The following is a 23,940-nucleotide window of genomic DNA, read 5'->3' on the forward strand; positions in this document are numbered from 1 at the left end:
TCGCCTATGACATCATCGAGCCAAGCTCTCTCCCCCGATGCCTCCCACCGCCTGGCGGTGGAGGTCCATCACCTCGTCAAGCGCTACGGCGACCTCGAGGTGCTGCGCGACGTGTCCCTGGAAGTGCCCGAGGGCAGCGTCACTTCGATCATCGGCGCCAGCGGCTCGGGCAAGAGCACCCTGCTGCGCTGCCTCAACCTGCTGGAGCGGCCCGACCAGGGCGATCTGGCGATTGCGGATGAGACGATCCGCTTCGACCGCAATCCCCAGGGCGACATCGTCGGCCTCGACCGGCGCCAGCTGCAGCGGCTGCGCGCCAAGGTCAGCATGGTCTTCCAGCAGTTCAACCTCTGGCCCCACCTCACGGTGCTGGGCAACGTCACCGAGGCGCCGATGCGCGTCCAGGGCCTCTCCAAGCGTCGCGCCATCGAACGTGCCGAGCACTACCTGGAGCGGGTCGGCATGGCCGACAAGCGCGACGGCTACCCGGCCTTCCTGTCCGGCGGCCAGCAGCAGCGCGTGGCCATCGCCCGGGCGCTGGCCATGGAGCCGCGCCTGTTGCTGTTCGACGAGCCCACCTCGGCGCTCGACCCCGAACGGGTCAGCGAGGTGCTCGGCGTGATCCGCGACCTGGCCGCCGAGGGCCGCACCATGGTGATGGTGACCCATGAGATGGCCTTCGCCCGCGAGGTCTCCGACCAGGTGGTGTTCCTCGACCGCGGCTTCGTCGGCGAGGCCGGCTCACCGCGCCAGGTCTTCGAGGAGAGCCGGGACCCGCGCTGTCGACGCTTCGTCGCCCCGGCCGCCTGACCGACCGGCCCTTCCCTCCCGACACGACAATACCAAGGAGAACTGCATGAACCGTCCCCTGATCGCCCTGACCGCCGCGGCCGCCCTCGGCCTCTCCGCCACCGCCCAGGCCGGCGAACCGCTGAAGATCGGCATCTCCGCCGAACCCTATCCGCCCTTCACCTACACGTCCTCCGACGGCGAGTGGACCGGCTTCGAGGTCGAGCTGGGCATGGCCCTCTGCGACGCCATTTCGCGCTCCTGTGAGATCACCCCCACCGGCTGGAGCGGCATCATTCCCTCGCTCAAGGCCGGGCGCATCGACATGATCATGAACTCCATGTCGATCACCGAGGCACGCCAGCGGGTCATCGACTTCAGTGATCCCTATTACTTCTCGGGCAGCGCCTACGTGGCCGCCGAGGATCTCGACCTCGAGATTCCCGACGGGCTCGGCGACTACGTGCTCGGCGTACAGGCCGCGACCACCCAGGCCACCTACGCACGCCGCGCCCTGCGCGACAGCGTCGACGACATCCGCCTCTACGACCAGGCCGAACAGGTCAACCGCGACCTGCTGTCCGGCCGCCTGGACGTGATCCTGGCCGACGAGATCGCCATGGTCGAATTCCTCGAGCGTGACGCGGCCGAGGGCTACGAAGTCAAGGGCATCGCCCCCCGCCACGACGCTTTCGGTGATGGTATCGGCCTCGGCCTGCGCCAGGGCGACGAAGCCCTGAGGGACGAACTCAACGCGGCCATTGCCGAGGTCCGGGAGAACGGCACCTGCGGCACGCTTTCCGAGAAGTACTTCGGCACCGATATCTGCACCTGATCCCGGTCCTCGACGACGCTCGTCCGGCAGGCAATGCCCTTCGCCTGCCGGCCTCGCCCTGTCTCATCAAGGACGCGACTCTCGCATGAACAACGTATCCCAAGAGGGACTGCTCGACTGGGCCGGCCCGATTCTTCAGGGGGCGCTCACGACCCTCGAGATCGCCGTGCTGGCCTATGCCATCGGCCTGGTGCTGGGGCTGCTCGGCGCCAGTGCCAGGCTCAGCCCCTGGGCCCCGCTGCGCGGCCTGGCCACCGTCTATTCCACCGCGGTGCGGGCGGTCCCCGAGCTTTTGCTGATCATCCTGCTCTACTACGCCGGCTCTCAGGCGCTCACCGCCCTGACCAACGCCATGGGACTGCCCGGTCAGGTGGCCATCAACGGCTTCGTCACCGCCGTGGGCGTGCTGGCCTTCGTCCAGGGCGCCTACATGACCGAGGTACTGCGCGGCGCCATCCTGGCGATCCCCCGCGGTCAGCTCGAGGCCGCCGATGCCTTCGGCTTCTCCGCCTGGGACCGCTTCCACCGCATCGTGGTCCCGGCCATGCTGCCCAATGCCCTGCCTGGAATGTCCAACCTGTGGCTGATCCTGATCAAGGACACCGCACTGATCAGCGTGATCGGCTTCAGCGAGCTGTTCTTCACCATCCAGCAGGCCGCGGCCAGCACCCGCGCCCACTTCCTGTTCTACGCCGCCGCCGGGGTCATCTACCTGGCCATGACGCTGACCTCCACGGCGCTGTTCACGCGCCTCGAGCGGCGCGTGCGCCGCGGACAGCCGACCGGCGAGGAGGCCTGACATGGATTTTTCCTGGCTGCAGGACCCGTTCTATCAGGAATATCTGATCGAAGGGTTCGTCAATACCCTGTGGCTGCTGGCGGTCTCCGCCGTGGCCGGCATGACACTGGCCGTGGCGGTGGCCATGGCACGCCTCAAGGGTCCGCGACCACTGGCCATGCTGGCCAAGGGCTTCACCATCGTGATGCGCGGCACCCCGCTGCTGGTGCAGCTGTTCTTCTTCTACTACGGCGTCGGACGGCTGCTGGAGGGCATTCCGGGCGTGCAGGACAGTGCGATCTGGCCACTGCTGCGCGATCCGTTCTTCTACGGCGCCCTGACGTTCACCCTCAGCGTCGGCGCCTACTCCGGCGAGGTGCTGCGCGGCGCCCTGGCCTGCGTGCCCCCGGGCGAGCGCGAGGCCGGCCGTGCCTTCGGCATGTCGCCCTTCCAGGTATTCGCCCGGCTGTGGCTGCCGCGCGCCGTCCAGCGCTGTCTGCCGACCCTGACCGGCGAGATGATCCTGCTGCTCAAGTCGGTGCCGCTGGTCTCCACCATCGCCCTGATGGACCTGCTGCAGGCCGCCAACATCATTCGCGACGAGACCTTCCTGGTCTACGAGCCGCTGATGCTGATCGCCGGCATCTACCTGGCCATGACCGTGGTGCTGACCCTGGTGCTGCGCCAGGTGGAGCGTCACTTCCCCGGCATGCAGCCGACGCGCCGCCGCCGCTTCCCCCTTCGCCGAGCCGAGAGCGCCCCATGCAAGCACTGACCCATCACTTCATCGACGGCCGCTGGAGGGAGAGCCACGGCCACCGTCGCCTGCCGGTCGGCGATCCCTATCACGAGACGGTAATCGCCGAGGTCACCGCCGGCTCGCCGCAGGACGTCGACGCCGCCGTCAGCGCCGCCCGGCGCGCCCTGCCCGGCTGGCATGCCCTCGGCGGCGCCGCACGCGGCGATACCCTGGACGCCCTCGCCGACGCCCTGGCACGGCGCCGCGCCGCACTCGCGGCGCTGTCCAGCCGCAACAACGGCAAGCCGCTGGCCGAGGCCGAGCAGGACCTGTCCGACGCCATCGCCTGCTACCGCTTCTACGCCGGCGAGGCTCGGGCGCTGGACGCGCGCCAGGGCGAGACCGTGGCCACCGATGCGGCGGGCCTGGTGTCGCGCCGCTACCGAGACCCGGCCGGTGTGGCCGGGTTGATCACGCCCTGGAACTTCCCGCTGGTCAGCAGCGCCTGGAAGCTGGCCCCGGCGCTGGCCGCCGGCTGCACGGTGGTGTTCAAGCCCTCCGAGGTCACCCCGCTGCCCGAGCAGGCGCTGGCCGAGATCGCCGAGGAAATCGCGCTGCCGCCCGGCGTCTTCAACCTGGTGCACGGCGACGGCGGCAACGTCGGGGCGCCGCTCGCCGCTCATCCGGGCATCGACAAGCTGTCCTTCACCGGCAGCAACCGGGTCGGCGAGGCGGTGATGGCCGCGGCCACCCGGGGCACCCGCAACGTCTCGCTGGAGCTCGGCGGCAAGTCGCCGATCCTCGTCACCGAGGACGCCGACCTGGAACTCGCCGCCTCGCTGGTGCTGGGTGGCTTCTGCTACAACGCCGGCCAGATGTGCTCGGCCACCTCGCGGCTGCTGGTCCACGAGACCGTAGCCGATGCCCTGCACGCGCGTCTGGATGCCGCCGTGGCCGAACTCGTCGCCGGCGATCCGCACGACCCGGCCACCACCCTGGGCCCGCTGGTCAGCGCCGGCCAGCGCCGCCGGGTGAACGCCTACCTGGCGGAGGCCGAGGAAGAAGGCCTCGTGCCTACCGCCCCGCCGCTCGCCCTGCCCGCCCACGGCCACTTCGTCGCCCCGCGGGTGTTCCGCGATGTGCCGACCTCGAGTCGGCTGTGGCGCGAGGAGGTATTCGGCCCGGTGCTGTGCGCGCGGACCTTCCGCGACGACGATGAAGCGGTGGCACTGGCCAACGACAGCGCCTTCGGCCTGGCCGCCAGCGTGGTCGCCGGCACCGCCGAGCGTGCCGAGGCGCTGGCCGTGCGGATCGTCGCCGGCAACGTCTGGTGCAACACCGACCAGATCGCCCCACCGGGGCTCGGCTGGGGCGGCATGAAGGGTAGCGGCATCGGCCGCGAGCTCGGCCGCGAGGGGCTCGAGGCCTATCTGGAAACGCGCTACGTCACACGACCGGCCTGAGGCCGACCGACGCACGCCCCAAGCCGGCATGGTCGGTTCCGGGGCGTGAGCCGCCGGGCCCCCGCGGACCGACAAGGCCCGCCACCCGGGCGGGTGGACAGCCAACGCCACCACTTACCTCTGCAGGAGACACGCCCCCATGAAGGAGCACGAGCTCGCCACGCTAACGACCCTGCGACGGGAGCTACACCGCCATCCCGAGGTCTCGGGGCAGGAGCGCAAGACCGCCCGGCGAATGGCCACCGCATTAAGGGAAGCCGGCGTCGATGAACTTCACGAAGGCATCGGTGGGCATGGGCTGGTCGCCGTCATTCACGGCGAATCGCCCGGGATAGGCGTCGCGCTGCGCGCCGATATGGATGCCTTGCCGATGACCGAGGATCAGGGCAAGCCCTACCGTTCGGCGAACGACGGTGCCATGCATGCCTGTGGCCATGATGGCCATGCCGCGATGCTCGTGGGGGCGGCCATGAACCTCATTCGGCACCGCCCCGAGCGGGGCCAGGTGGTGTTGATCGTTCAGCCGGCCGAAGAGCTCGGCACCGGCGCGCCGGACATGCTCGCCGATGGACTCTTCGACAGGTTCCCCGTCGAGGCCATCTTCGGCTTGCATAACTGGCCGGGCGTCAGTGCGGGCCATTTCGTGGTGCATGACCTGCCGCACATGGCCTCCAGCGACGAGTTCGAGATCGAGTTTCACGCCAAGGGCGGGCACGGTGCCATGCCGCATCTGAGCGCCGACCCCATCGTGGCCGCCGGGCTCTTCATCACCGCCGTCCACCAGATCGTCAGCCGCAACGTGAATCCCAGGGATGTCGCAGTGATCAGCGCCGGCAGCATCCACAGCGGGCATGCGAGCAACATCATTCCGGCATCGGCCACCGTCAAGGGGGACACGCGCAGCTTCACGCCCGAGGTCAGGCAGACACTGGAGACCCGAATCCGCCAGGTCGCCGAGGGCATCGCACTCGCCACGGGGTGTGACGCCAGGCTGCACTACTCGCCTTCAACGCCCGCGGTGGCCAATGACCCCGACTGTGCCGCACTGTGTCGCTCGGTCGTCGAGGCACAGTGGGGGCCGGAGCGCCTCGTCGACCATCCCATCAGCCTGGCCGCCGAGGACATGGGCGTCTTCCTTGAAGCCAAGCCCGGCGCCTATTGCTGGATCGGCAACGGTGACCGGCCCGATAGCCCTGACCTGCATCAGCCCCATTACGACTTTAACGACGACCTGCTTTCACCAGGCAGCACCTTCCTGGCCGGCGTGGCACGCGAGTACTTGCGCACCCGCCAGTAGACAGCAAACCACCATCGAACTCCGGGTATCGAGCAGGAGAGACCGGTAGCTAACGCCATGTCTGCTCCGCCGGCGCCTCATCCGCTCGCGCCGCCATATGAGAACCGCGCCGCAGCACTAAAACCGCCGCTGTCCACCCCCGCCAGCAGCAGCCTGAGCGCCTCCTTCTGGCGGTCCACCCTCGCCTCCTCGGGGCCATTCGATGCGGGGCGTCGCGTCGTTTTTGCACCAGGTGCAAAGATGTTTTGCATCTTTTATCGATTGAACCACCGGATGCCGATCCCCACCCTTGGACGTACGACTGATTAGGAGATTAACGAAAGCCCATGAACATCCTGCTGCTCAACGGCGCCAAGGCCTATGCCCACTCCGGCGGCCGCTACAACGACACCCTGCACGAGACCGCCCGCGGCACCCTGGCCGAACAGGGCCACGTCCTGCAGGAGACACGCATCGACGATGGCTACTCGGCAGACGCCGAGGTCGACAAGTGGCTGTGGGCCGACGTCATCATCCTGCAGATGCCGGGCTGGTGGATGGGCACTCCCTGGACGGTGAAGCGCTATCTCGATGAAGTGCTGACCACGGGCCATGGCAAGCTCTACGCCAGCGACGGCCGCTCGCGTCAGGACCCTACCCGACAGTACGGCAGTGGCGGCCTGCTGCAGGGCAAGCGCTACCTGCTGTCACTGACCTGGAACGCGCCGCAGGAAGCCTTCGACGCCCCCGGTGACTTCTTCGAGGGCCGCGGCGTCGACGCCGTCTACTTCCCGGTGCACAAAGCGCTGGAATTCCTCGGCATGAGCGCCCTGCCGACCTTCTTGGCCAACGACGTGATCAAGGCACCGGCCATCGATACCCACCGGGACGCGTACCAGGCTCACCTGATACGCGTCCTCGACGAACGCCACAACGCCTGAATCCGACCCAAGGAGCTCGCATGACGACCCAAACGCTGCCTAATCCCGGCTTCGGCACCTTCCGCCTCGAGGGGGACACCCTCAAGCAGAGCATTCAGACCGCGCTCGAGCTCGGCTATCGCCATATCGACACCGCCCAGTTCTATGGCAACGAGGCCGAGGTCGGACAGGCCATCGCCGAGAGCGGCATCCCTCGCGAGGAGATCTTCCTGACCACCAAGGTCTGGCACGACCGTCTCGCCCCCGGCGACCTGGAAGCCAGCGTCGAGGAGAGCCTGAACAAACTCGGCACCGACCACGTCGATCTGCTGCTGATCCACTGGCCTTCGCCCAACGACGAAGTGCCCATGGCCGACTACCTGACGGCGCTCAAGGACGTGCAGCAGGCCGGCAAGACCCGTCATATCGGGGTCTCGAACTTCACTCGCGCCCAGCTCGACCGGGCCGTCGAGATTCTCGGCGAGGGTGCCCTTTCGACCAACCAAGTCGAGGTGCATCCCTTCCTGCAGAACCGCGCGCTGATCGAGCACTGCGAACGCCACGGCATCGCGGTGACCGCCTTCATGCCGCTGGCCGTCGGCAAGGTCATGGAAGACGAGACCCTGGCGCGCATCGCCGATGCCCATGACGCCAGCCCGGCACAGGTCGCCCTGGCCTGGCTGAACCAGCAGGGCATCGTGACCATTCCGTCCTCCACCAAGGCGAAGAACATCCGCAGCAACCTGGTCGCCCTCGAGCTCACCCTGAGCGACGAGGAGATGCAGGCCATCGCCGCCCTCGACCGCGGCGCGCGCATCGCCAACCCGGACTTCGCCCCGGCCTGGGACTTAGCCACGCCTGAACCGACGGTGACGGCGACACGCTGACACGCCGCCGACATTGTCTCCGCGGGCCCGGCATGACGGGCCCGCGGCCACCCAATCACCGGGCAGAACCCACCTTTTTCGGAGCCGGTCGCCCGCGGCCTGATGAGCGCCCTCAAGGGCTGAATCCGGCTAGAGGGAGCCGCCACCACGGGCGGGGCGGCCATGCCGGTCCCGCCCGTGGCCCATCGGCGCCATCGATCCCCGCCGCCTCGACGCGCTATGCTGGCTGCCCCCTCGAGCTCATGCCGCAAAGGAGTCAGCCATGAACCGTATCGCCTTCATCACCGGTGCCACCTCCGGATTCGGACGCGCCTGTGCCCACCGCTTCGCCGAGGCGGGCTGGTCATTGGTGCTCGCCGGCCGTCGCGAGGAGCGCCTCGACGAACTGCGTGAGGCACTGAAAGACCGGGTGCCGGTGCATACGGCAGTGCTCGACGTGCGCGACGACGCCGCGGTGAAGGCCGTGGTCGAGGCCCTGCCCGACGACTTCCGTGGCGTGACCTGCCTGGTCAACAATGCCGGCCTGGCCCTGGCGCCCGAGCCGGCGCAGCGGGTCGACCTCGCCGACTGGCACACCATGATCGACACCAACGTCCGCGGGCTGGCCAACGTCACTCATGCGCTGTTGCCGACGCTGATCGAACAGGGTGCCGGCACCAGCATCATCAATCTCGGCTCGGTGGCCGGTGACACCCCCTACCCCGGCAGCCATGTCTATGGCGCCACCAAGGCCTTCGTCAAGCAGTTCAGCTACAACCTGCGCTGCGACCTGCTGGGCACCGGCGTGCGCGTGACCGACGTGGCCCCCGGCCTGTCCGAGACCGAGTTCACCCTGGTGCGCACCGGCGGCAACCAGGACGCCCACGACGCTCTCTACCAAGGCACGACGCCGCTGTCCGCCGAGGATATCGCCGAGCAGATCTTCTACGTCGCGAGCCTGCCCGCGCATATCAACATCAACCGCATGGACGTGATGCCCGTGCGGCAAGCCTGGGCGCCCTTCGCCATCGACCGCGACTGACGGGCATGCCCGCTCGCCGGGCCGCCGCTCGGCGAGCGGCTCCCGAACCGGTCCGGCGACAGTGAGCAAGCCGAGGCGGACCAAGAAAAATGGAGGAAAGAGAGAGGGGAAAATCGCACACAAAAAAAGCCGCCCGATGCATGGCATCGGGCGGCTTTTCGAGATTCGTTTGGTGGAGCCTAGCGGGATCGAACCGCTGACCTCAACACTGCCAGTGTTGCGCTCTCCCAGCTGAGCTAAGGCCCCACTGTTGCTCGCCGGTACTGCCTTGCGAGAACGAGGCGAATACTACGGTGAAAAGTCTCAAGCGTCAAGCCTTGAATCATCTTTTCCACATCGCACCGAGCCCGGCCACGGCCGCAAGAAGGCCCGCACGACGGTCATGACGCGATGATGTCGTGCGAGCCATGCCTCGCCGCCAGCGTTTTGCCGTTTAGTGACTCCGGGCACCTTGCCCTCTCAGGGAGGGCAAACGAGGGCCGGGGCCCTACTCGGCGGTGGCCAGCAGGCTGGCGTTGCCACCGGCGGCGGTGGTGTCGATGCAGAGGTGGCGCTCCACCGCATAGCGCTCCGGGGCGATGATCTGGGTCTCCAGCGGCACGATGGGCCCGTCGCGCTCGGCCAGCGCCAGGCGCAGCGCGCGGGTCCAGTCGCTGCTGCCGGCGGCGGCCACCGCCACGATGCCCTCGAGGGCGGTGAGGGTCTCGGCCTCGACCCGGCCGTCGCGCCCGGCGACCGGCGCCCCGGCCCGCTCGAGCGGCTTGACGGCCTCGGCCGCGCCCGGCGCGACGATCAGCGCCGGGCAGCCGGTTCCCAGCGCCTGCACCGCCTGGGCGACGGCGATCTCCAGCGTCGGCCCGAGGCAGAGCACCGGTCCCTTGGGGTACATCGCCAGCCGGTTGCTCTCCCCGGTCGGCCCCGGCAGGGTCTGGGGCGTCATGTCCAGGGAGGCGGCCTCGGCCAGCGCCTTGCGGATCACCCCGCGCTGGCCGGAGAGTGCCCGGCGCAGCACCTCGACCCGGTCGGGCCGCGCCGCCCAGTTGCGCGGATCGAGCCCGTCGAGGGCGGACTGCAGCTCGCCGAGCGCCACCACCTCGCCGCCGGGCGCCTCGTGATGCTCGACCTCGGCGGTGCGGCGGAAGCGGGTGACGTAGAGCGGCCCGCCGGCCTTGGGCCCGGTGCCCGAAAGCCCCTCGCCGCCGAAGGGCTGGGAGCCGACGATGGCGCCGATCTGGTTGCGGTTGACGTAGACGTTGCCGACGTGGATCCGCTCGACGATCTGCTGCACGCGATCGTCGATGCGGGTGTGCAGGCCGAAGGTCAGGCCGTAGCCCTTGGCGTTGATCGCGTCGACCACCCCGTCGAGCTCCCGCGCCTTGAAGGTGGCCACGTGCAGCACCGGCCCGAAGACCTCGCGCTCCAGATCCTCGATGCCGCCGACCTCGACCACCGCCGGGGTGACGAAGGTGCCGACGTCCGGGGCCGGCAGGGTCTTCAAGAGCTTGCCGGCCTTGCGCCGGGCCTCCACGTAGGCGGTGATATCGGCCTGGGCCTCGGCGTCGATCACCGGCGAGACGTCGGTGTCGGTGTTCCAGGGATCGCCGATCACCAGCGCGTCCATGGCGCCGTCGAGCATGGTCAAGAGCCGCTCGCGCGCCTCCTCCTGGACGTAGAGCATGCGCAGCGCCGAGCAGCGCTGGCCGGCCGACTGGAAGGAGGAGATCAGGATGTCGCGCACCGCCTGCTCGGTCAGCGCGCTGGAGTCCACGATCATGGCGTTGAGCCCGCCGGTCTCGGCGATCAGGACTGCGTCCGGCCCGGCGTTCTGGGTCAGCGCCTTGTGGATGATCTGCGCCACCTCGGTAGAGCCGGTGAAGCAGACCCCGGCGATGCGCGGATCGCTGGTCAGGGGGGCGCCCACCGTCGGCCCGTCGCCGGGCAGCAGCTGCAGCGCCGCCTCGGGCAGGCCGGCCTCGCGCATCAGTTCGACGGCACGGGCGGCGATCAGCGGCGTCTGCTCGGCGGGCTTGGCGAGCACCGCGTTGCCGGCCCCGAGCGCGGCGGCGATCTGGCCGGTGAAGATGGCCAGCGGGAAGTTCCAGGGGCTGATGCAGACGAAGATGCCCCGGGCGCTGCCGGGCTCCTCGGCCTCGAGGCGCTCGCTCTCGTTGGCGTAGTAGCGCAGGAAGTCCACCGCCTCGCGCACCTCGGCGATACCGTCGAAGATCATCTTGCCGGCCTCGCGGGTGGCGATCCCGGTCAGCTCGGCGATGTGCTCTTCATAGAGGTCCGCGGTGCGACGCAGCACCTCGGCGCGCTCGGCCACCGGCCGTGACGACCACGCCTGGAAGCCGTCCTCGGCGGCGTCAAGCGCGGCCGCCACCTCCTCCGGGGTCGCCTCATGCACCTGGCCGACCACCCTCGAGGTGTCGGCGGGAGAGCGCGCATCGCGCGCCTTGCCCTGGGGCGCCGGGCTCCCGGCGAGCATCGGCCCGGCCGTCCAGGTGGCGTCGGCGAAGGCCTCCCGGGCCGAGATCAGCGGCAGGATCGAGGCCGGCTCGTTGATCCGATAGCCCCGGGAGTTCTTGCGCTCCGGGGCGAACAGCTCGCCGGGCTGGCGGATCGAGGGGCTGGCGATGGCGTCACCCAGGCGCTCGTGCTCGGCCACCGGATCCTTGGAGACCTCGCTCGGCGGAATGGTGTCGTCCACGACCTGGTTGACGAACGAGGAGTTGGCCCCGTTCTCCAGCAGGCGGCGCACCAGGTAGGCCAGCAGGTCGCGGTGGGCGCCGACCGGCGCGTAGATGCGGCAGTGGGTGCCCTCCGCCTGGCGAACGATGTGATGCAGCGACTCGCCCATGCCGTGCAACCGCTGGAACTCGTAGCTCTCCTTGTCGTCACCGGCCATGGCGATGATGGCGGCGCAGGTGTGGGCGTTGTGGGTCGCGAACTGCGGGTAGATGCGATCGCGCCGCTCGAGCAGCATGCGTGCGCAGGCCATGTAGCTGACGTCGGTGTTGACCTTGCGGGTGAAGACCGGGAAGGTCTCGACGCCCATCTCCTGGGCCAGCTTGATCTCGGTGTCCCAGTAGGCGCCCTTGACCAGGCGCACCATGATCCTGCGATCAAAGCGCTCGGCCATGGCATGGAGGGCCTCGATCACCGGCGCGGCGCGGCGTCCGTAGGCCTGCACCACCACCCCGAAGCCATCCCAGCCCTCGAGCGCCGGGTCGGCGAGCAGCGCCTCGATCACGTCCAGCGACAGATCCAGACGGTCCTGCTCCTCGGCGTCGATGTTGAAGCCGATGTTGGCCTTGGCCGCCTGCCTCACCAGCTCCTGGGCGCGCGGCACCAGGACGTTCATCACGGTGTCGCGGTGGGTGGTCTCGTAGCGCGGATGCAGCGCCGAGAGTTTCACCGAGATGCCGGGGCTACCGCGCACGTCGCCCTGGGCCTGCTTGGCGATGGCGCGAATCGCCGTGGCATAGGCGTCGTGGTAGCGCAGGGCGTCGTCGTCGGTGCGCGCCGCCTCGCCCAGCATGTCGTAGGAATAGGTGTAGCCCTGCTTCTCGAGCTCGCGGGCGTTCTTCATGCCCTCCTCGATGGTCTGGCCGAGCACGAACTGGCGGCCGAGGACCTTCATCGACTGGCCCACGGCGGTGCGCACCACCGGCTCGCCCATGCGCCGCACCAGGCCGCGCAGCGCACGCACCGGCCCCTTGGGATCCTTTTCCAGCACATTGCCGGTCAGCATCAGCGCCCAGGTCGAGGCGTTGACCATCGACGAGGACGACTTGCCCAGGTGCGCGCCCCAGTCGGATGGCTCGATCTTGTCGTGGATCAGGTCGTCGATGGTCTCGGCGTCGGGCACCCGCAGCAACGCCTCGGCCAGGCACATCAGACCGACGCCCTCGGCGGTGGAGAGCCCGTACTCGGCCAGGAACGACTCCATCATCGACGGCGAGGTCTCCTTGCGCACCCGCGCCACATAGTTGGCGCCGGCCTCGGCCACCAGACGGCGCTCCTCCTCCGAGAGCCCAATGCGCTCGACCAGCCCGCGCAGCACCTCCGACTCGTCGACGTCGTAGTGGGCGCGGATGCGCGAGCGCAGCTCGCTCACGGCATCGTGGGGATGAAGGTTGGCTTCGTTCATGGTCGATCTCCCTGGCGACGCGCCACGCATCGGCGATTCTCGGGCGCGGATGGCATCGTCGTTGTTGAAAGTTACACACTAGCATAGGGCCCTGGGGGTAGGCCCGAAGAGGCAGGCGGTCGCGGCGGTGCTCTCAGGCTTTCCCGCGGCAGACGTCGCGGGGTGCGCTGCTGCGCCCAGCGAAGCATGTCACCCGAAAGGGGGAAAGGTCGAGGGCTAGCGGCTCACCGGCCAGGCGGGCGGGGGCGGGCAAACGCCCAGCGAAGTACGACACCCGGGCGGCACCGTCCGCATGCCCCGAACAAAGGTGAAAGAGCCTCCGGCATTGCGCCGCGAGAGGCGGCCTCTCTTCGGTAGATACACTCTGTGGCCCAGCCGCAGCACAGACGAGGTGGGGGTTAGCGGGTGTCCGCTGCAGGCAACGTAGCCGAGGCGCCAGGCATTCACGGTGGCCTCGATGACGCCTTTCCGGGAAAGGCTTGGGGCCTCCAGATAATGGCCATCTCCGCCGCCTGACATGTCACCGAAAAATGCCCAACTGGACATCTTGCCGTTTCTCTCCCGGCGCTAACTCACGACGCCTGGACGGTCGGCTAACGACGAAAAAACAAAAAAGCCGCCCGATGCAATGCATCGGGCGGCTTCTCGGAATTCGTTGGTGGAGCCTAGCGGGATCGAACCGCTGACCTCAACACTGCCAGTGTTGCGCTCTCCCAGCTGAGCTAAGGCCCCACTGTTGCTCGCCGTTTCTGCCTTGCGAGAACGAGGTGAATACTACGGACATTCTCCCCGTCCGTCAACAGCTTGGCGGGAAAAATCCCCCCTTGGTATGACACCAATTCCCCTTAGGATAATGTTGTGCCACGCTAGAGGCTGACCGTGGCCTCCTTCCAACGCGCCAGACATCCTCAACACCATTTTCAGGAGCACCTGCCTTGATCAGGGTTCTCGTTGCCGACGACCATCACTTGGTAAGGACCAGCATTGCCCACCTGCTGGACGCCGAGCAGGACATCTCCATCGTGGGTGAAGCCGCGGATGGCGAGGAAGCCATTCGTCTGGCCCGTGAACTCAAGCCGGACATCGTGCTGATGGACATCCGCATGCCGGGCATCGGTGGACTGGAAGCCACCCGCAAGATCCATCGCTTCACCCAGGACATCCGCATCCTGGTGCTCACCGCCTTCATCGAGGACACCTTCGCCCAGCGCCTGCTCGACGCCGGCGCCCAAGGCTTCATCAGCAAGGGTTCTCAGCACGATGAGATGGTGACCGCCGTGCGCGGCGTCTTCGCCGGGCAACGCTACATCAGCCCGGAGATCGCCCAGCGCCTGGTGCTGTCGCGCATCGACGCCAGCGACAATCCCTTCGACCAGCTGTCCCAGCGCGAGCTGCAGGTCGCGATGATGATCGTCAACTGTCAGAAGGTGGCCGACATCGCCGACCGCATGTTTCTGAGCCCCAAGACCGTCAACACCTATCGCTATCGCATCTTCGAGAAGCTTAACGTGCACTCCGACGTCGAACTGACCCACCTGGGGCTGCGCCACGGCCTGGTCGACGGCTTCAGCGAAGTGGAATAGCCGCCGCCCCGCCTGGCGGCGAGTCTGATAGGATGAGCCTCCATCCTCGCCAGACCGCCGCCCGATGAGTTTCGATTCGCGCCACTTTCTCGCCACCGTCACCGAAGCCCCCGGCGTTTACCGCATGCTCGACGAGAGCGGCGAAACGCTCTATGTGGGCAAGGCACGCCGACTCAAGCCGCGCCTGGCCAGCTACTTTCGCGGCGCCTTGAACACCAAGACCCAGGCGCTGGTCGCGCGCATCGCCGACATCCAGGTGACGGTCACCAACAGCGAGACCGAGGCGCTGCTGCTCGAGCAGACGCTGATCAAGGAACAGCGCCCGCCGTACAACATCCTGCTGCGCGACGACAAGTCCTACCCCTTCGTGTTCGTCACCGACCGCCATCCGTTTCCTGCGCTCGAATACAAGCGGGCACGCACCCGCCACGACGACGGTCGCTATCTGGGCCCCTATCCCAGCAGCACCGCGGTGCGCGAGAGCCTGTCGCTGATGCAGAAGATCTTCCGCATCCGCAACTGCGAGGACAGCGTCTTCGCCCATCGCACTCGGCCCTGCCTGCAGTACCAGATCGATCGCTGCACGGCGCCCTGCGTGGATTACATCTCCGAGGCCGACTATCGGCGCGACCTGGAGCACGCCATCCAGTGCCTGGAGGGCAAGAGCGAGGCCGTGACCCAGGAGCTGACCCGCGACATGGAAGCCGCCAGCCAGGCCCTCGAGTTCGAGGAAGCCGCTCGCCTGCGCGACCAGATCCAGCAGCTACGCCAGCTTCAACAGCGCCAGTTCGTCGACACCGGCAGCGGCGACGCGGACGTCTTCGCCCTGGCCTCTCGCCCCGGGGCACTGTGCATCTCGGTACTCGCCATTCGTCAGGGTCGACTGCTGGGTGCCCGCCACCACCAGCCGACCAACGGCCTGGACCTCGGCCCCGAGGCGCTGCTCGGCGAGTTCGTCAGCCAGTTCTATCTCGGCCAGGCCCGCGAGATTCCCGGCGAGGTGATCACCAGCCATGCGCTGCCGGACGCGGAGCTGTTGGCCCAGGCGCTGAGCGAGCATGCCGGCAAGCGGGTTCGCGTCACCGACCAGGTGCGCAGCCACCGCGCCCAGTGGCAGGAGCTGGCCCGCACCAACGCCGAACAGCAGCTGGCCGGCCAGCTGGCCAATCAGACGCAGCTCGCCAGACGCTTCGAGGCGCTGCGCGAGGCGCTCGGCCTCGAGCAGCCCCCGGAACGCCTGGAATGCTTCGACATCAGCCACAGCCAGGGCGAGGCCACCGTGGCCTCCTGCGTGGTGTTCGATGCCGACGGCCCGCGCAAGTCCGACTATCGCCGCTTCAACATCGAGGGCATCGAGCCCGGCGACGACTATGCCGCCATGCGCCAGGCCCTGACCCGTCGTTTCAAGCGCCTCGCCCAGGGTGAAGGGGCGCGGCCGGACATCCTGGTCGTCGACGGCGGCAAGGGCCAGCTCAACATGGCCCGCGAGGTCTTCGCCGACCTCGGTGTGACCGGCGTGATGCTGCTCGGCGTCGCCAAGGGCAGCACCCGCAAGGCCGGCCTCGAGATCCTCTATCTGGAGACCGTCGATCGCACCCTCGATCTCGACGCCACTTCCCCGGCGCTTCACCTGTTGCAGCACATCCGCGACGAATCGCACCGCTTCGCCATCACCGGCCACCGCACCCGGCGCGACAAGGCACGGCGCACCTCGACACTCGAGGACATCCCGGGCGTCGGTCCGCGCCGCCGACGCGAACTGCTGCGCTTCTTCGGCGGCCTGCAGGGGGTGCGCCAGGCCAGCCGTGACGAGCTCGCACGAGTACCGGGCATCAGCGCCACCCTGGCCGACACGATCCATCGCGCCCTGCACGGATGACTGCCGCCGGGCATCGGCAACGCTCCAGCCCGGCGTACGACACGATCCATCGCGCTCTACATGGATGAGTGTCGCCGAGCCGGATAGAATGGCCGGATATTTCGTGTTCCCACCTCAGGCAAGGACCGCAGCTTCGATGAACATTCCCAATCTCCTGACCCTGGCCAGAATCGTCTTCATCCCGCTGCTGGTCGTGCTGTTCTATCTGCCCTTCTCGTGGAGCATGCTGGCCACCGGCGCGCTGTTCGGCCTGGCCTCGATCACCGATTGGCTGGACGGCTACCTGGCCCGGCGCTGGGATCAGTCGACGCCCTTCGGCGCCTTCCTCGACCCGGTCGCCGACAAGTTGATGGTGGCCGTGGCCCTGGCATTGTTGATCGAGCGCTACGATGCCAGCTGGCTGACGCTGCCCGCGCTGGTCATCATCGGCCGCGAGATCGTGATCTCGGCCCTGCGCGAATGGATGGCCGAGATGGGCAAGCGTGGCACGGTGGCCGTCTCCTCGATCGGCAAGGTGAAGACCACCCTGCAGATGATCGCCCTGCTGCTGCTGCTGGGCTTCGCCCCGGGCACACCGATCGCCACGATCGGCGTCGTCACCCTCTATGCCGCGGCACTGCTGACCCTGTGGTCGATGATCCAGTACCTGCGTGCCGCCTGGCCGCACCTCAGCGACTCGATGTAATGAATCTCCAGAAAAGCGTTTGACAGTCACCGACTTATCCGTATAATACGTCCTCGAGTCAGGCGGGAATAGCTCAGTGGTAGAGCATCGCCTTGCCAAGGCGAGGGTCGCGAGTTCGAATCTCGTTTCCCGCTCCACTCTCTTCGAAGAGCAACGTCGACGAAGAGAACTGACTCGACCGGATCAATGCGCAAGACGGGCCATCGTCTTCGCTCCATCCCCCACGGGTGGCACGATCCTTGAGGCTGGATGGCAGAGTGGTTATGCAGCGGACTGCAACTCCGTGTACGCCGGTTCGATTCCGACTCCAGCCTCCATCATTCCTATAGCTGTGCGCTCGAACCCCGCCCGGATGGCGAAATTGGTAGACGCAAGGGACTTAAAATCCCTCGGTGGCAACACCGTGCCGGTTCGAGCCCGGCTCCGGGCACCATGATTCCCTGACCCGCCATGGGCCGACCTGTCGACGGTACCCTCCCCCATGAAGCTGGTACGCCCGCTCCGCGATCCCTACTTCACGAATCAGCATCGCCGCATCCTGCACGTGCTGCGCGTCGCGCTGGCACTGATCGTCGCCTATGCGGTCACCGAACCCTTCGATCTTCCGCACCGCGGCTGGGCGCTGGTCAGCACCGTGATGGTGATGGGCAACCTGCCCCACATCGGCGGCGTGCTCGACAAGGGGCGCCAGCGCCTGCTGGGCTCGCTGATCGGCGCCCTCTGGGGGCTGCTGCTGATCGTCACCCTCACGCCCTGGCCGGCCCTGCTGCATCTCGGCGCCCTCGCCGGCATCGCCGCGGTGACCTGGTACACGTTCAGCAAGCGCTTCGGCTACGGCGGCCTGATGTTCGCCATCAGCCTGCTGCTGGTGGTCGGCGGCAGCACGCCGGAGCTGGATGCCGCCCTGTGGCGCAGCTTCAATGTGCTGCTGGGCACCCTGATCGGCATCGGCGTCACCGTACTGGTCCTGCCCCACAAGGCCACCGACCTGCTGCGCTTCGCCCTGGCCGATCACCTCGACCACATGGCCCGGCTCTATCACGCCCATACCTCGGCCAGCGCGCCGCCCGATCTCGACACCCACGAGCTGCTCAAGGGCTGCAGCAAGCTGCTGGTCAAGCAGCGCGGCCTGGTCGATGCCATCCACCGCGAGAACCGCCTGACCCGGATCGAGCTGGACGAGCTCATTTCCCTGCAGCGCCGCATGTTCTCGACCATCGAACTGCTGCTGGAAACCCACTGGAACACCCGCGCCGGCCACGAGCTCATCGATGCCATGGAAGGGCTGCGCGATCAGCAGCACACCCTGGCCCGCGGCATCGGCACCCTGGCCTTCCAGGTACGCACCGGCCACCCCATCGACGTCGACCTCGCGCCCTTCGACCTGCAGCGTCACGCCGGCCTCGCCGGCGACGCCCGCGCCGAGGACGGCCGGCGCCTGTTCAGCCCCAGCGGCTACCTGTGGCTGAACCGCGAGCTGGCTCGCCTGACCGGCGAGCTGGTCGAGCGGCTGGGCAGCCTGGAACGCTTGCCCAGCCGCCGTCTGCGCAAGGGCGCCTCGCGCCACGGCCTGCTCGAGCCCCACGACAGCGGTGATGCCCCGCGGTAACGCCCCGCCATGAAAGGAACCCTCCGATGCCCGACAGCACCCACGAGACCCTGATCATCGGCGGCGGCATCGCCGGCCTGGTACTGGCCCTGGAGATCGCCGAACAACGTCCCGTGACGCTGCTGCAGCCGTCCCGCGATGCCCTGGGCGCCAGTCGCTGGGCCCAGGGCGGCATCGCCGCCGTGCTGTCGCCGGACGACGATCTGGAGGCCCACGTTGCCGACACCCTGGTGGCCGGCGATGGCCTGTGCGACGAGGCCTCCGTCCGCTTTACCGTGGAACAGGGGCCGGACGCCATCGCCTGGCTACTGTCGCTGGGCGTGCCCTTCACCCCGGACCCCGACCCCGAGGCCCGCTATCCGTATCACCTGACCCGGGAAGGCGGCCACGGCGCGCGCCGCATCATCCATGCCGATGACGCCACCGGGCGCGCCGTGGTGGAAACCCTGCGACAGCACGTCGAACACCATCCGCACATCCGGCTGCGCACCGACCTGACCGCCATCGGCCTGATCGGTGATACGGCTGGCCAGTGCCGTGGCGCCCGCTGCCTCGACGAGCAAGGCAGGCTGGTGGAGCTGCCGGCGGCGGACACCGTGCTGGCCACCGGCGGTGCCAGCGGCCTGTTCCGCCACACCACCAGCCCCGATCCGGCCTGCGGCGAGGGCATGCTGATGGCGGCCGAGCTCGGTGCCGAGCTGATGAACCTGGAATTCCAGCAGTTCCACCCCACCTGCCTGTTCGACCCGGATGGACCGCCCTTCCTGATCAGCGAGGCCGTGCGCGGCGAAGGCGGCCATCTGCTCGATGCCGAAGGCCATCGCTTCATGCCCGAGGTCGACCCCCGTGCCGAGCTCGCTCCCCGCGACGTGGTCGCCCGCGCCATCGACGCCGAGATGCAACGCAGCGGCCGCGAGCATGTCTGGCTCGACGTGCGCCACCTGGGGGAAGACGCCATTCGCCACCACTTCCCCACCATCCACGCCCACTGCGCCTCCCGCGGCATCGATATCGCCCACGAGCCGATTCCGGTGGTCCCGGCCGCCCACTACAGCTGCGGCGGCGTCAGCACCGATCTCGAGGGCGCTACCACGGTGCCGCGCCTCTATGCCGTGGGGGAAGTCGCCGGCACCGGGCTGCACGGCGCCAATCGGATGGCCAGCAACTCGCTGCTGGAGTGCCTGGCCTTCGCCCGCAGCTGTGCCCGCCGCCTGCGCCATGCCGCCCCCGCCCATTCGGCCCCACTGACGCCGTGGCACCCCGGCACCTCCACGGTGCCGGAGACGGAATGCCGGACGCTGCTCGCCGAGGTGCGCGGCATCATGAGCGAGAACGTCGCCATCGTGCGCCACGATGCCGGACTCGCCACGGCCGAGCGGCGCCTCGCCGAGCTCGCCGAGCGTCTGGCGCCACGCATCGCCGACGCAACGCCCAGCGTCGCCCTCGCCCGGCTGTGGCACGCCCTGCGCCTGGCACGGCTCACCGTGGCCAGCGCCCGGTCGCGGCGCGAATCCCGCGGCCTGCACTTCAATCCGGACTGCCCGCTGCACGGCGACCCCGCGCCGCAGCCGTCTCGTGTCCATCTCAGTGATCTGGTTTCGCTCAACGACTGAACGGGAAGACGGCACGAAGCGGCGGCCAGGGCAACGCGGGGCGTCGCGACCCATGGCACGGGGGCACGGCATCGGGGAAACCTGCCTCAGGAGAACGCCGGGAAAGCATCAGGAAAGCGTCAGGAAAGAGAGCGAAGCGCCTTGCGCAGCCGACGCAGCGATTCGACATCACCGCTGTCGGGCCACAGCCACAGGCGCCTACCGGGCAGGCGCAGGCCGATCAGCCAGGGCCCCAGATAGTCGCACCGCAGCGGCACTTGCTGCCAATGCTCAGCACCGTCGTGGCGCCAGGCCAGCAGCGGCGCGGCCTGGTCACGAGCCTGCAGACGCAGGGTACCGCTCGGTCGGCGCCGCGCGGCATCGACCAGTACGGCCCCCATCAGGACCGCCGCCGCCAGGGCCGCCCACCACGGGGCGTACAGACCCAGCCACCCCACCACACCCAGGGCCGGCAGGCCCTGGGCAAGCAGCGACAACCTAGAGGTTGCGATAGTGATCGTTATCGGTGCTCTCGGCATGCTCGACGATCATCTTGACGATGCGGCGGCGCTCGGGCTCCTCGGGCCACTCGCGGCGCATCAGCCAGGCGAAGAGATCCTGATCCTCCTCGTCGATCAGGGTGCGATAGGCGGCCTGATCCTGCTCGCCAAGATCATCATAGCGCTGCTCCAGGAAGGGAATCAGCAGCAGGTCGAGCTCCCACATGCCACGACGGGAATGCCAGTAGAGGCGCTTGCGAAGGGCGGCTGCCGCGGACGAATCGTCGTTCAAGATCGGCCTCGTTGATCCGATGAATGTGGCGACAGTATACCCGAGCCATCCGCCCCCCGGCAGCCCGCGCGCCGGCCGATGCGCTTGCGGTACGACCAAGGGCCGACCAGCGTCGGGCACGGGCCCGACAGCGGCACGAGACTTGCGTGTGCAGGCTAGTGCGTTGTTTTATCGAAAGTTGCACAGTATGCTTTGAGTAACGATCGCCCTGCGCCCCACGGCCGGATCAGGACAGCACGGAGAGAGCCGATGACCAAGTCCGAATTGATCGAGCAGATTGCCATGCGACAGCCCGAGCTGTCCGTCAAGGATGTCGAGGCCGCCGTACGGCTGATCCTGGATGACATCACCGACACCCTGGCGGAGGGCGGGCGCGTCGAGATCCGCGGCTTCGGCAGCTTCTCGCTGCACTATCGCGAGCCGCGCGTCGGTCGCAATCCCAAGACCGGCGACCCCGTCGATCTCGACGGCAAGTTCGTCCCGCATTTCAAACCCGGCAAGGAGCTGCGCGAGCAGGTGGACGCCAGCCGCGCCCTCGGTTACTGACGGGCGTATCCGACCGCCCTTCCCTCTCTTTCCACACGACACGGGAACTCACACATGCGTTGGCTCAAAGGCCTGATCCTGGCCGTCATCCTGCTGGTGGTACTGCTGGTCGGCATTCTGTTCGCCGTCAACAATCAGCAGGCCCTGCCCCTCAACCTGATCTGGATCGAACTGCCGTCGGCGTCGCTTTCCGTCTGGCTGCTCTCCAGTCTGGTGGTCGGTGTGCTGCTGGGCATGCTCGCCATGGGCGGCGTCTACCTCCGCCTGCGCACCCTGCTGACCCGCGCCCAGCGCCATAATCAGCAGCAGCGCAAGGAGCTGGACCAGCTGCGCGTCCAGGAGATGAAGGAACTGCCCTGAGCATGACCGATGTTCTGCTGCTGGCCCTGTTGTTGGCAGCGGTCGCCATCGGCTGGTGGCTCGGCCGCCGCGAACGCCGGACCACCGCCCCCGCCTCTCAGCCCCCGACGCTGGCCCGCGATTACTTCGTGGGCCTCAACTATCTGCTCAACGACCAGCAGGACCGCGCCATCGAGACCTTCATCGGCGCCCTCGAGGTCAACAGCGATACCATCGAGACCCACATTGCCCTGGGCAACCTGTTTCGCACTCGCGGCGAAGCCGACCGCGCGGTGAAGGTCCACCAGAACCTGCTGGCACGCCCCACGCTCAGCGGCGAGCAGGGTGATCGGGTGCAGCTGGAGCTGTCGCGTGACTTCCTGCAGCTCGGCCTGCTGGATCGCGCCGAGCGGCTGCTCTTCTCGCTGATCAAGGACAGCCAGAACAGCGAACATCGCCACGCCGCGCGCAAGCTGCTGGTCGACCTGCTGGAGCGGGAAGGCGAATATCAGCAGGCCCTGGACGTGGCCCAGCCGGCACTGGTGAAGGAGAGTGACGACGTGCGCCGCGCCGCGGCGCACTGGCTGTGCGAGATCGCCGACCAGGAGCGCCAGTCGGCGAGTCCGGTGCTGGCAAGACGCCACCTCAAGCAGGCTCTCGCCACCGACCGCCGGTGCGTGCGCGCCAACCTGATGCTGGCCGACATGGCCCTGGAGACGGGCCAGTATCGCCAGGCCATTCGCCTGCTGCAGCGCATCCCCGATCAGGACAAGCACTTCATTCCCACCCTGCTCGAGCCCCTCGGCCGCGCCTACCGCCTGCTCGACGACGAAGAGGGGCTGATTCGTCATCTCGAGTCGCTGCTGGAGATCGCGCCCTACACCAGCGTCATCATCATGCTGGCCGAGGCCCTGCGCCGCCATCAGGGAGACACCGAAGCCGCCCAGGCCCTATTGACCCGCGAACTCGAGCGCTCGCCGAGCCTCGGCGCCGTGGACTACCTGATTCGGCTCTATCACCAGCAGGAAGGCAGCACCGGGAATCCACGCATCGAGCTGCTGCAGCGCCACACGCATACCCTGCTCAAGGCCCGCCCCCGTCATCGCTGCCAGCGCTGCGGCTTCAGCGGCGAGCCGCTGCTGTGGCAGTGCCCCCGCTGTCGCAGCTGGGGCACCACCAAACCGATCACCGGGATCGAGGGCGAATAGCGCTCAGCCCCCCCGCCAGCTCCGCCTCGATGGCGGCCAACGCCGCCATGGGGTCGTCGGCCTGGGTCACCGGGCGCCCGATCACCAGATGCGTGCTGCCGGCCGCCATGGCCTCCGACGGCGTCATCACCCGCCGCTGGTCACCGGCCTCGGCCGCGGCCGGACGAATCCCCGGCGTCACCTTGAGGAAGTCATCGCCGCACAGGGTGCGCAGCCGCGCGGCCTCCTGAGCCGAGCACACCACCCCGTCCATGCCGCTGTCCCGGGCCAGCGCCGCCAGACGCTCGACCTGTTCGGCGGGCGTGGCGGTAACGCCCACTTCCGCCAGATCCTCGCCCCCCATGCTGGTCAGCACCGTGACCGCGATCAGGCGGGTGGACAGGTCGTGCTGAACCAGCCGCTGCTTGGCCTCCTCCATCATCCGCCCGCCGCCACCGGCGTGCACGTTGACCATCCACACGCCCTGCTCGGCCGCGGCCTGAACGGCACCGGCCACGGTGTTGGGAATGTCGTGGAACTTGAGGTCCAGAAACACCTCGAACCCGCGGCCGTGCAGGGCCTCGAGCACGGCGGGGCCGCTGCGGGTGAACAGTTCCTTGCCCACCTTAACCCGGCAGCGAGACGGATCGAGCCGGTCGGCCATGCACAGGGCGGCATCCAGCGAAGCGTAGTCGAGGGCGATGATCAGAGGGGACGCGGTGGGCACGAGCTGGGCTCCTGGCAGCTGAATGGACCCGCGCAGTATATCAGTCATGTGCCCGGACGCATGGCGAGATCGCTCGCAGCGAATGTCGTACATGACCCATGGCGGCGGCCGTCATTCGCTCACATCCGAGGGCCCTCACC

At 68.2% G+C, this 23,940-nt stretch carries 21 protein-coding genes and 5 tRNA genes; 20 read left to right on the forward strand and 6 right to left on the reverse strand.

Annotated elements, in window-relative coordinates; translation table 11 throughout:
• Positions 1–6 precede the first annotated feature (6 nt).
• The 9 genes from FIU88_RS10280 (at position 7) to FIU88_RS10320 (ending at position 8,708) form a co-directional block, all read left to right on the forward strand.
• Positions 7–810 (forward strand): ABC transporter ATP-binding protein, encoded by an 804-nt coding sequence (locus FIU88_RS10280; RefSeq protein WP_016855633.1) that lies wholly within the window; start codon positions 7–9, stop codon positions 808–810.
• Between the two features lie 46 nt (positions 811–856).
• Entirely contained in the window at positions 857–1,624 is a 768-nt protein-coding gene (locus tag FIU88_RS10285; RefSeq protein WP_152479159.1) for a transporter substrate-binding domain-containing protein, read from the forward strand.
• A gap of 85 nt (positions 1,625–1,709) precedes the next feature.
• Positions 1,710–2,423, forward strand: coding sequence for an ABC transporter permease (locus FIU88_RS10290; protein WP_152479160.1), 714 nt, complete (start codon positions 1,710–1,712; stop codon positions 2,421–2,423).
• Position 2,424: 1 nt separating this feature from the next.
• Positions 2,425–3,177, forward strand: a complete 753-nt coding sequence (locus FIU88_RS10295; protein WP_152479161.1) for an ABC transporter permease — start codon at positions 2,425–2,427, stop codon at positions 3,175–3,177.
• Complete coding sequence (locus tag FIU88_RS10300) at positions 3,165–4,604, forward strand: aldehyde dehydrogenase family protein (RefSeq protein WP_152479162.1); 1,440 nt, start codon at positions 3,165–3,167, stop codon at positions 4,602–4,604. The genes FIU88_RS10295 and FIU88_RS10300 overlap by 13 nt, the downstream gene beginning before the upstream one ends.
• A gap of 139 nt (positions 4,605–4,743) precedes the next feature.
• Complete coding sequence (locus tag FIU88_RS10305; RefSeq protein ID WP_152479163.1) at positions 4,744–5,901, forward strand: M20 family metallopeptidase; 1,158 nt, start codon at positions 4,744–4,746, stop codon at positions 5,899–5,901.
• A gap of 326 nt (positions 5,902–6,227) precedes the next feature.
• Positions 6,228–6,821: an NAD(P)H-dependent oxidoreductase gene (locus FIU88_RS10310; RefSeq protein ID WP_152479164.1), complete on the forward strand. Its 594-nt coding sequence runs from the start codon at positions 6,228–6,230 to the stop codon at positions 6,819–6,821.
• A gap of 20 nt (positions 6,822–6,841) precedes the next feature.
• On the forward strand, positions 6,842–7,687 hold the full coding sequence (dkgB, locus tag FIU88_RS10315) for a 2,5-didehydrogluconate reductase DkgB (protein ID WP_152479165.1): 846 nt from the start codon (positions 6,842–6,844) through the stop codon (positions 7,685–7,687).
• 262 nt (positions 7,688–7,949) lie between these two features.
• Positions 7,950–8,708, forward strand: coding sequence for an SDR family NAD(P)-dependent oxidoreductase (locus tag FIU88_RS10320; RefSeq protein WP_152479166.1), 759 nt, complete (start codon positions 7,950–7,952; stop codon positions 8,706–8,708).
• Between the two features lie 170 nt (positions 8,709–8,878).
• On the opposite strand, the gene FIU88_RS10325 is transcribed toward FIU88_RS10320, so the two are convergent.
• The 3 genes from FIU88_RS10325 to FIU88_RS10335 form a co-directional block, all read right to left on the reverse strand.
• Positions 8,879–8,954 (reverse strand) — tRNA-Ala (locus FIU88_RS10325).
• A 241-nt stretch (positions 8,955–9,195) separates the two neighbouring features.
• A complete protein-coding gene (gene putA / locus FIU88_RS10330) occupies positions 9,196–12,861 on the reverse strand; it encodes a bifunctional proline dehydrogenase/L-glutamate gamma-semialdehyde dehydrogenase PutA (RefSeq protein ID WP_152479167.1) in 3,666 nt (1,221 codons plus the stop codon).
• A gap of 656 nt (positions 12,862–13,517) precedes the next feature.
• A tRNA-Ala gene (locus FIU88_RS10335) sits at positions 13,518–13,593 on the reverse strand.
• A 203-nt stretch (positions 13,594–13,796) separates the two neighbouring features.
• Here FIU88_RS10335 and uvrY point away from each other — a divergent pair.
• From uvrY to nadB, 8 genes are all read left to right on the forward strand, one after another.
• Entirely contained in the window at positions 13,797–14,444 is a 648-nt protein-coding gene (uvrY, locus tag FIU88_RS10340; RefSeq protein WP_152479168.1) for a UvrY/SirA/GacA family response regulator transcription factor, read from the forward strand.
• A 64-nt stretch (positions 14,445–14,508) separates the two neighbouring features.
• Entirely contained in the window at positions 14,509–16,323 is a 1,815-nt protein-coding gene (uvrC, locus tag FIU88_RS10345; RefSeq protein ID WP_152479169.1) for an excinuclease ABC subunit UvrC, read from the forward strand.
• A 136-nt stretch (positions 16,324–16,459) separates the two neighbouring features.
• Positions 16,460–17,008, forward strand: a complete 549-nt coding sequence (pgsA, locus tag FIU88_RS10350) for a CDP-diacylglycerol--glycerol-3-phosphate 3-phosphatidyltransferase (RefSeq protein ID WP_016855296.1) — start codon at positions 16,460–16,462, stop codon at positions 17,006–17,008.
• A 62-nt stretch (positions 17,009–17,070) separates the two neighbouring features.
• A tRNA-Gly gene (locus FIU88_RS10355) sits at positions 17,071–17,145 on the forward strand.
• A gap of 106 nt (positions 17,146–17,251) precedes the next feature.
• A tRNA-Cys gene (locus tag FIU88_RS10360) sits at positions 17,252–17,325 on the forward strand.
• A gap of 29 nt (positions 17,326–17,354) precedes the next feature.
• Positions 17,355–17,441 (forward strand) — tRNA-Leu (locus FIU88_RS10365).
• A 48-nt stretch (positions 17,442–17,489) separates the two neighbouring features.
• On the forward strand, positions 17,490–18,617 hold the full coding sequence (locus FIU88_RS10370) for an FUSC family protein (RefSeq protein WP_152479170.1): 1,128 nt from the start codon (positions 17,490–17,492) through the stop codon (positions 18,615–18,617).
• A 26-nt stretch (positions 18,618–18,643) separates the two neighbouring features.
• The gene (gene nadB, locus FIU88_RS10375; protein ID WP_152479171.1) at positions 18,644–20,230 is read left to right on the forward strand and encodes an L-aspartate oxidase; all 1,587 of its coding nucleotides are present in this window, start codon (positions 18,644–18,646) and stop codon (positions 20,228–20,230) included.
• A 119-nt stretch (positions 20,231–20,349) separates the two neighbouring features.
• Here nadB and FIU88_RS10380 read toward each other — a convergent pair whose 3' ends face one another.
• Both FIU88_RS10380 and FIU88_RS10385 read right to left on the reverse strand, forming a co-directional pair.
• The gene (locus FIU88_RS10380) at positions 20,350–20,706 is read right to left on the reverse strand and encodes a hypothetical protein (RefSeq protein WP_152479172.1); all 357 of its coding nucleotides are present in this window, start codon (positions 20,704–20,706) and stop codon (positions 20,350–20,352) included.
• A gap of 1 nt (position 20,707) precedes the next feature.
• Positions 20,708–21,001, reverse strand: coding sequence for a succinate dehydrogenase assembly factor 2 (locus FIU88_RS10385; protein WP_016855300.1), 294 nt, complete (start codon positions 20,999–21,001; stop codon positions 20,708–20,710).
• Positions 21,002–21,226: 225 nt separating this feature from the next.
• Between FIU88_RS10385 and FIU88_RS10390 the strand changes: the two genes are divergently transcribed.
• Genes FIU88_RS10390 through lapB form a run of 3 tightly spaced genes read left to right on the forward strand, consistent with a single transcriptional unit; the run spans position 21,227 to position 23,094 of the window.
• On the forward strand, positions 21,227–21,547 hold the full coding sequence (locus tag FIU88_RS10390) for an integration host factor subunit beta (protein WP_272943086.1): 321 nt from the start codon (positions 21,227–21,229) through the stop codon (positions 21,545–21,547).
• 54 nt (positions 21,548–21,601) lie between these two features.
• The gene (locus FIU88_RS10395; protein WP_016855302.1) at positions 21,602–21,907 is read left to right on the forward strand and encodes a lipopolysaccharide assembly protein LapA domain-containing protein; all 306 of its coding nucleotides are present in this window, start codon (positions 21,602–21,604) and stop codon (positions 21,905–21,907) included.
• Positions 21,908–21,909: 2 nt separating this feature from the next.
• Positions 21,910–23,094, forward strand: a complete 1,185-nt coding sequence (lapB, locus tag FIU88_RS10400) for a lipopolysaccharide assembly protein LapB (RefSeq protein ID WP_152479173.1) — start codon at positions 21,910–21,912, stop codon at positions 23,092–23,094.
• Here the strand turns inward: lapB and pyrF are convergent.
• Complete coding sequence (gene pyrF / locus FIU88_RS10405; RefSeq protein WP_152479174.1) at positions 23,072–23,800, reverse strand: orotidine-5'-phosphate decarboxylase; 729 nt, start codon at positions 23,798–23,800, stop codon at positions 23,072–23,074. The genes lapB and pyrF overlap by 23 nt on opposite strands.
• Between the last annotated feature and the right edge of the window lie 140 nt (positions 23,801–23,940).

Origin of the sequence: Halomonas sp. THAF12 (genome assembly GCF_009363675.1) — a bacterium.
Classification (GTDB): Bacteria; Pseudomonadota; Gammaproteobacteria; order Pseudomonadales; family Halomonadaceae; genus Halomonas; species Halomonas smyrnensis.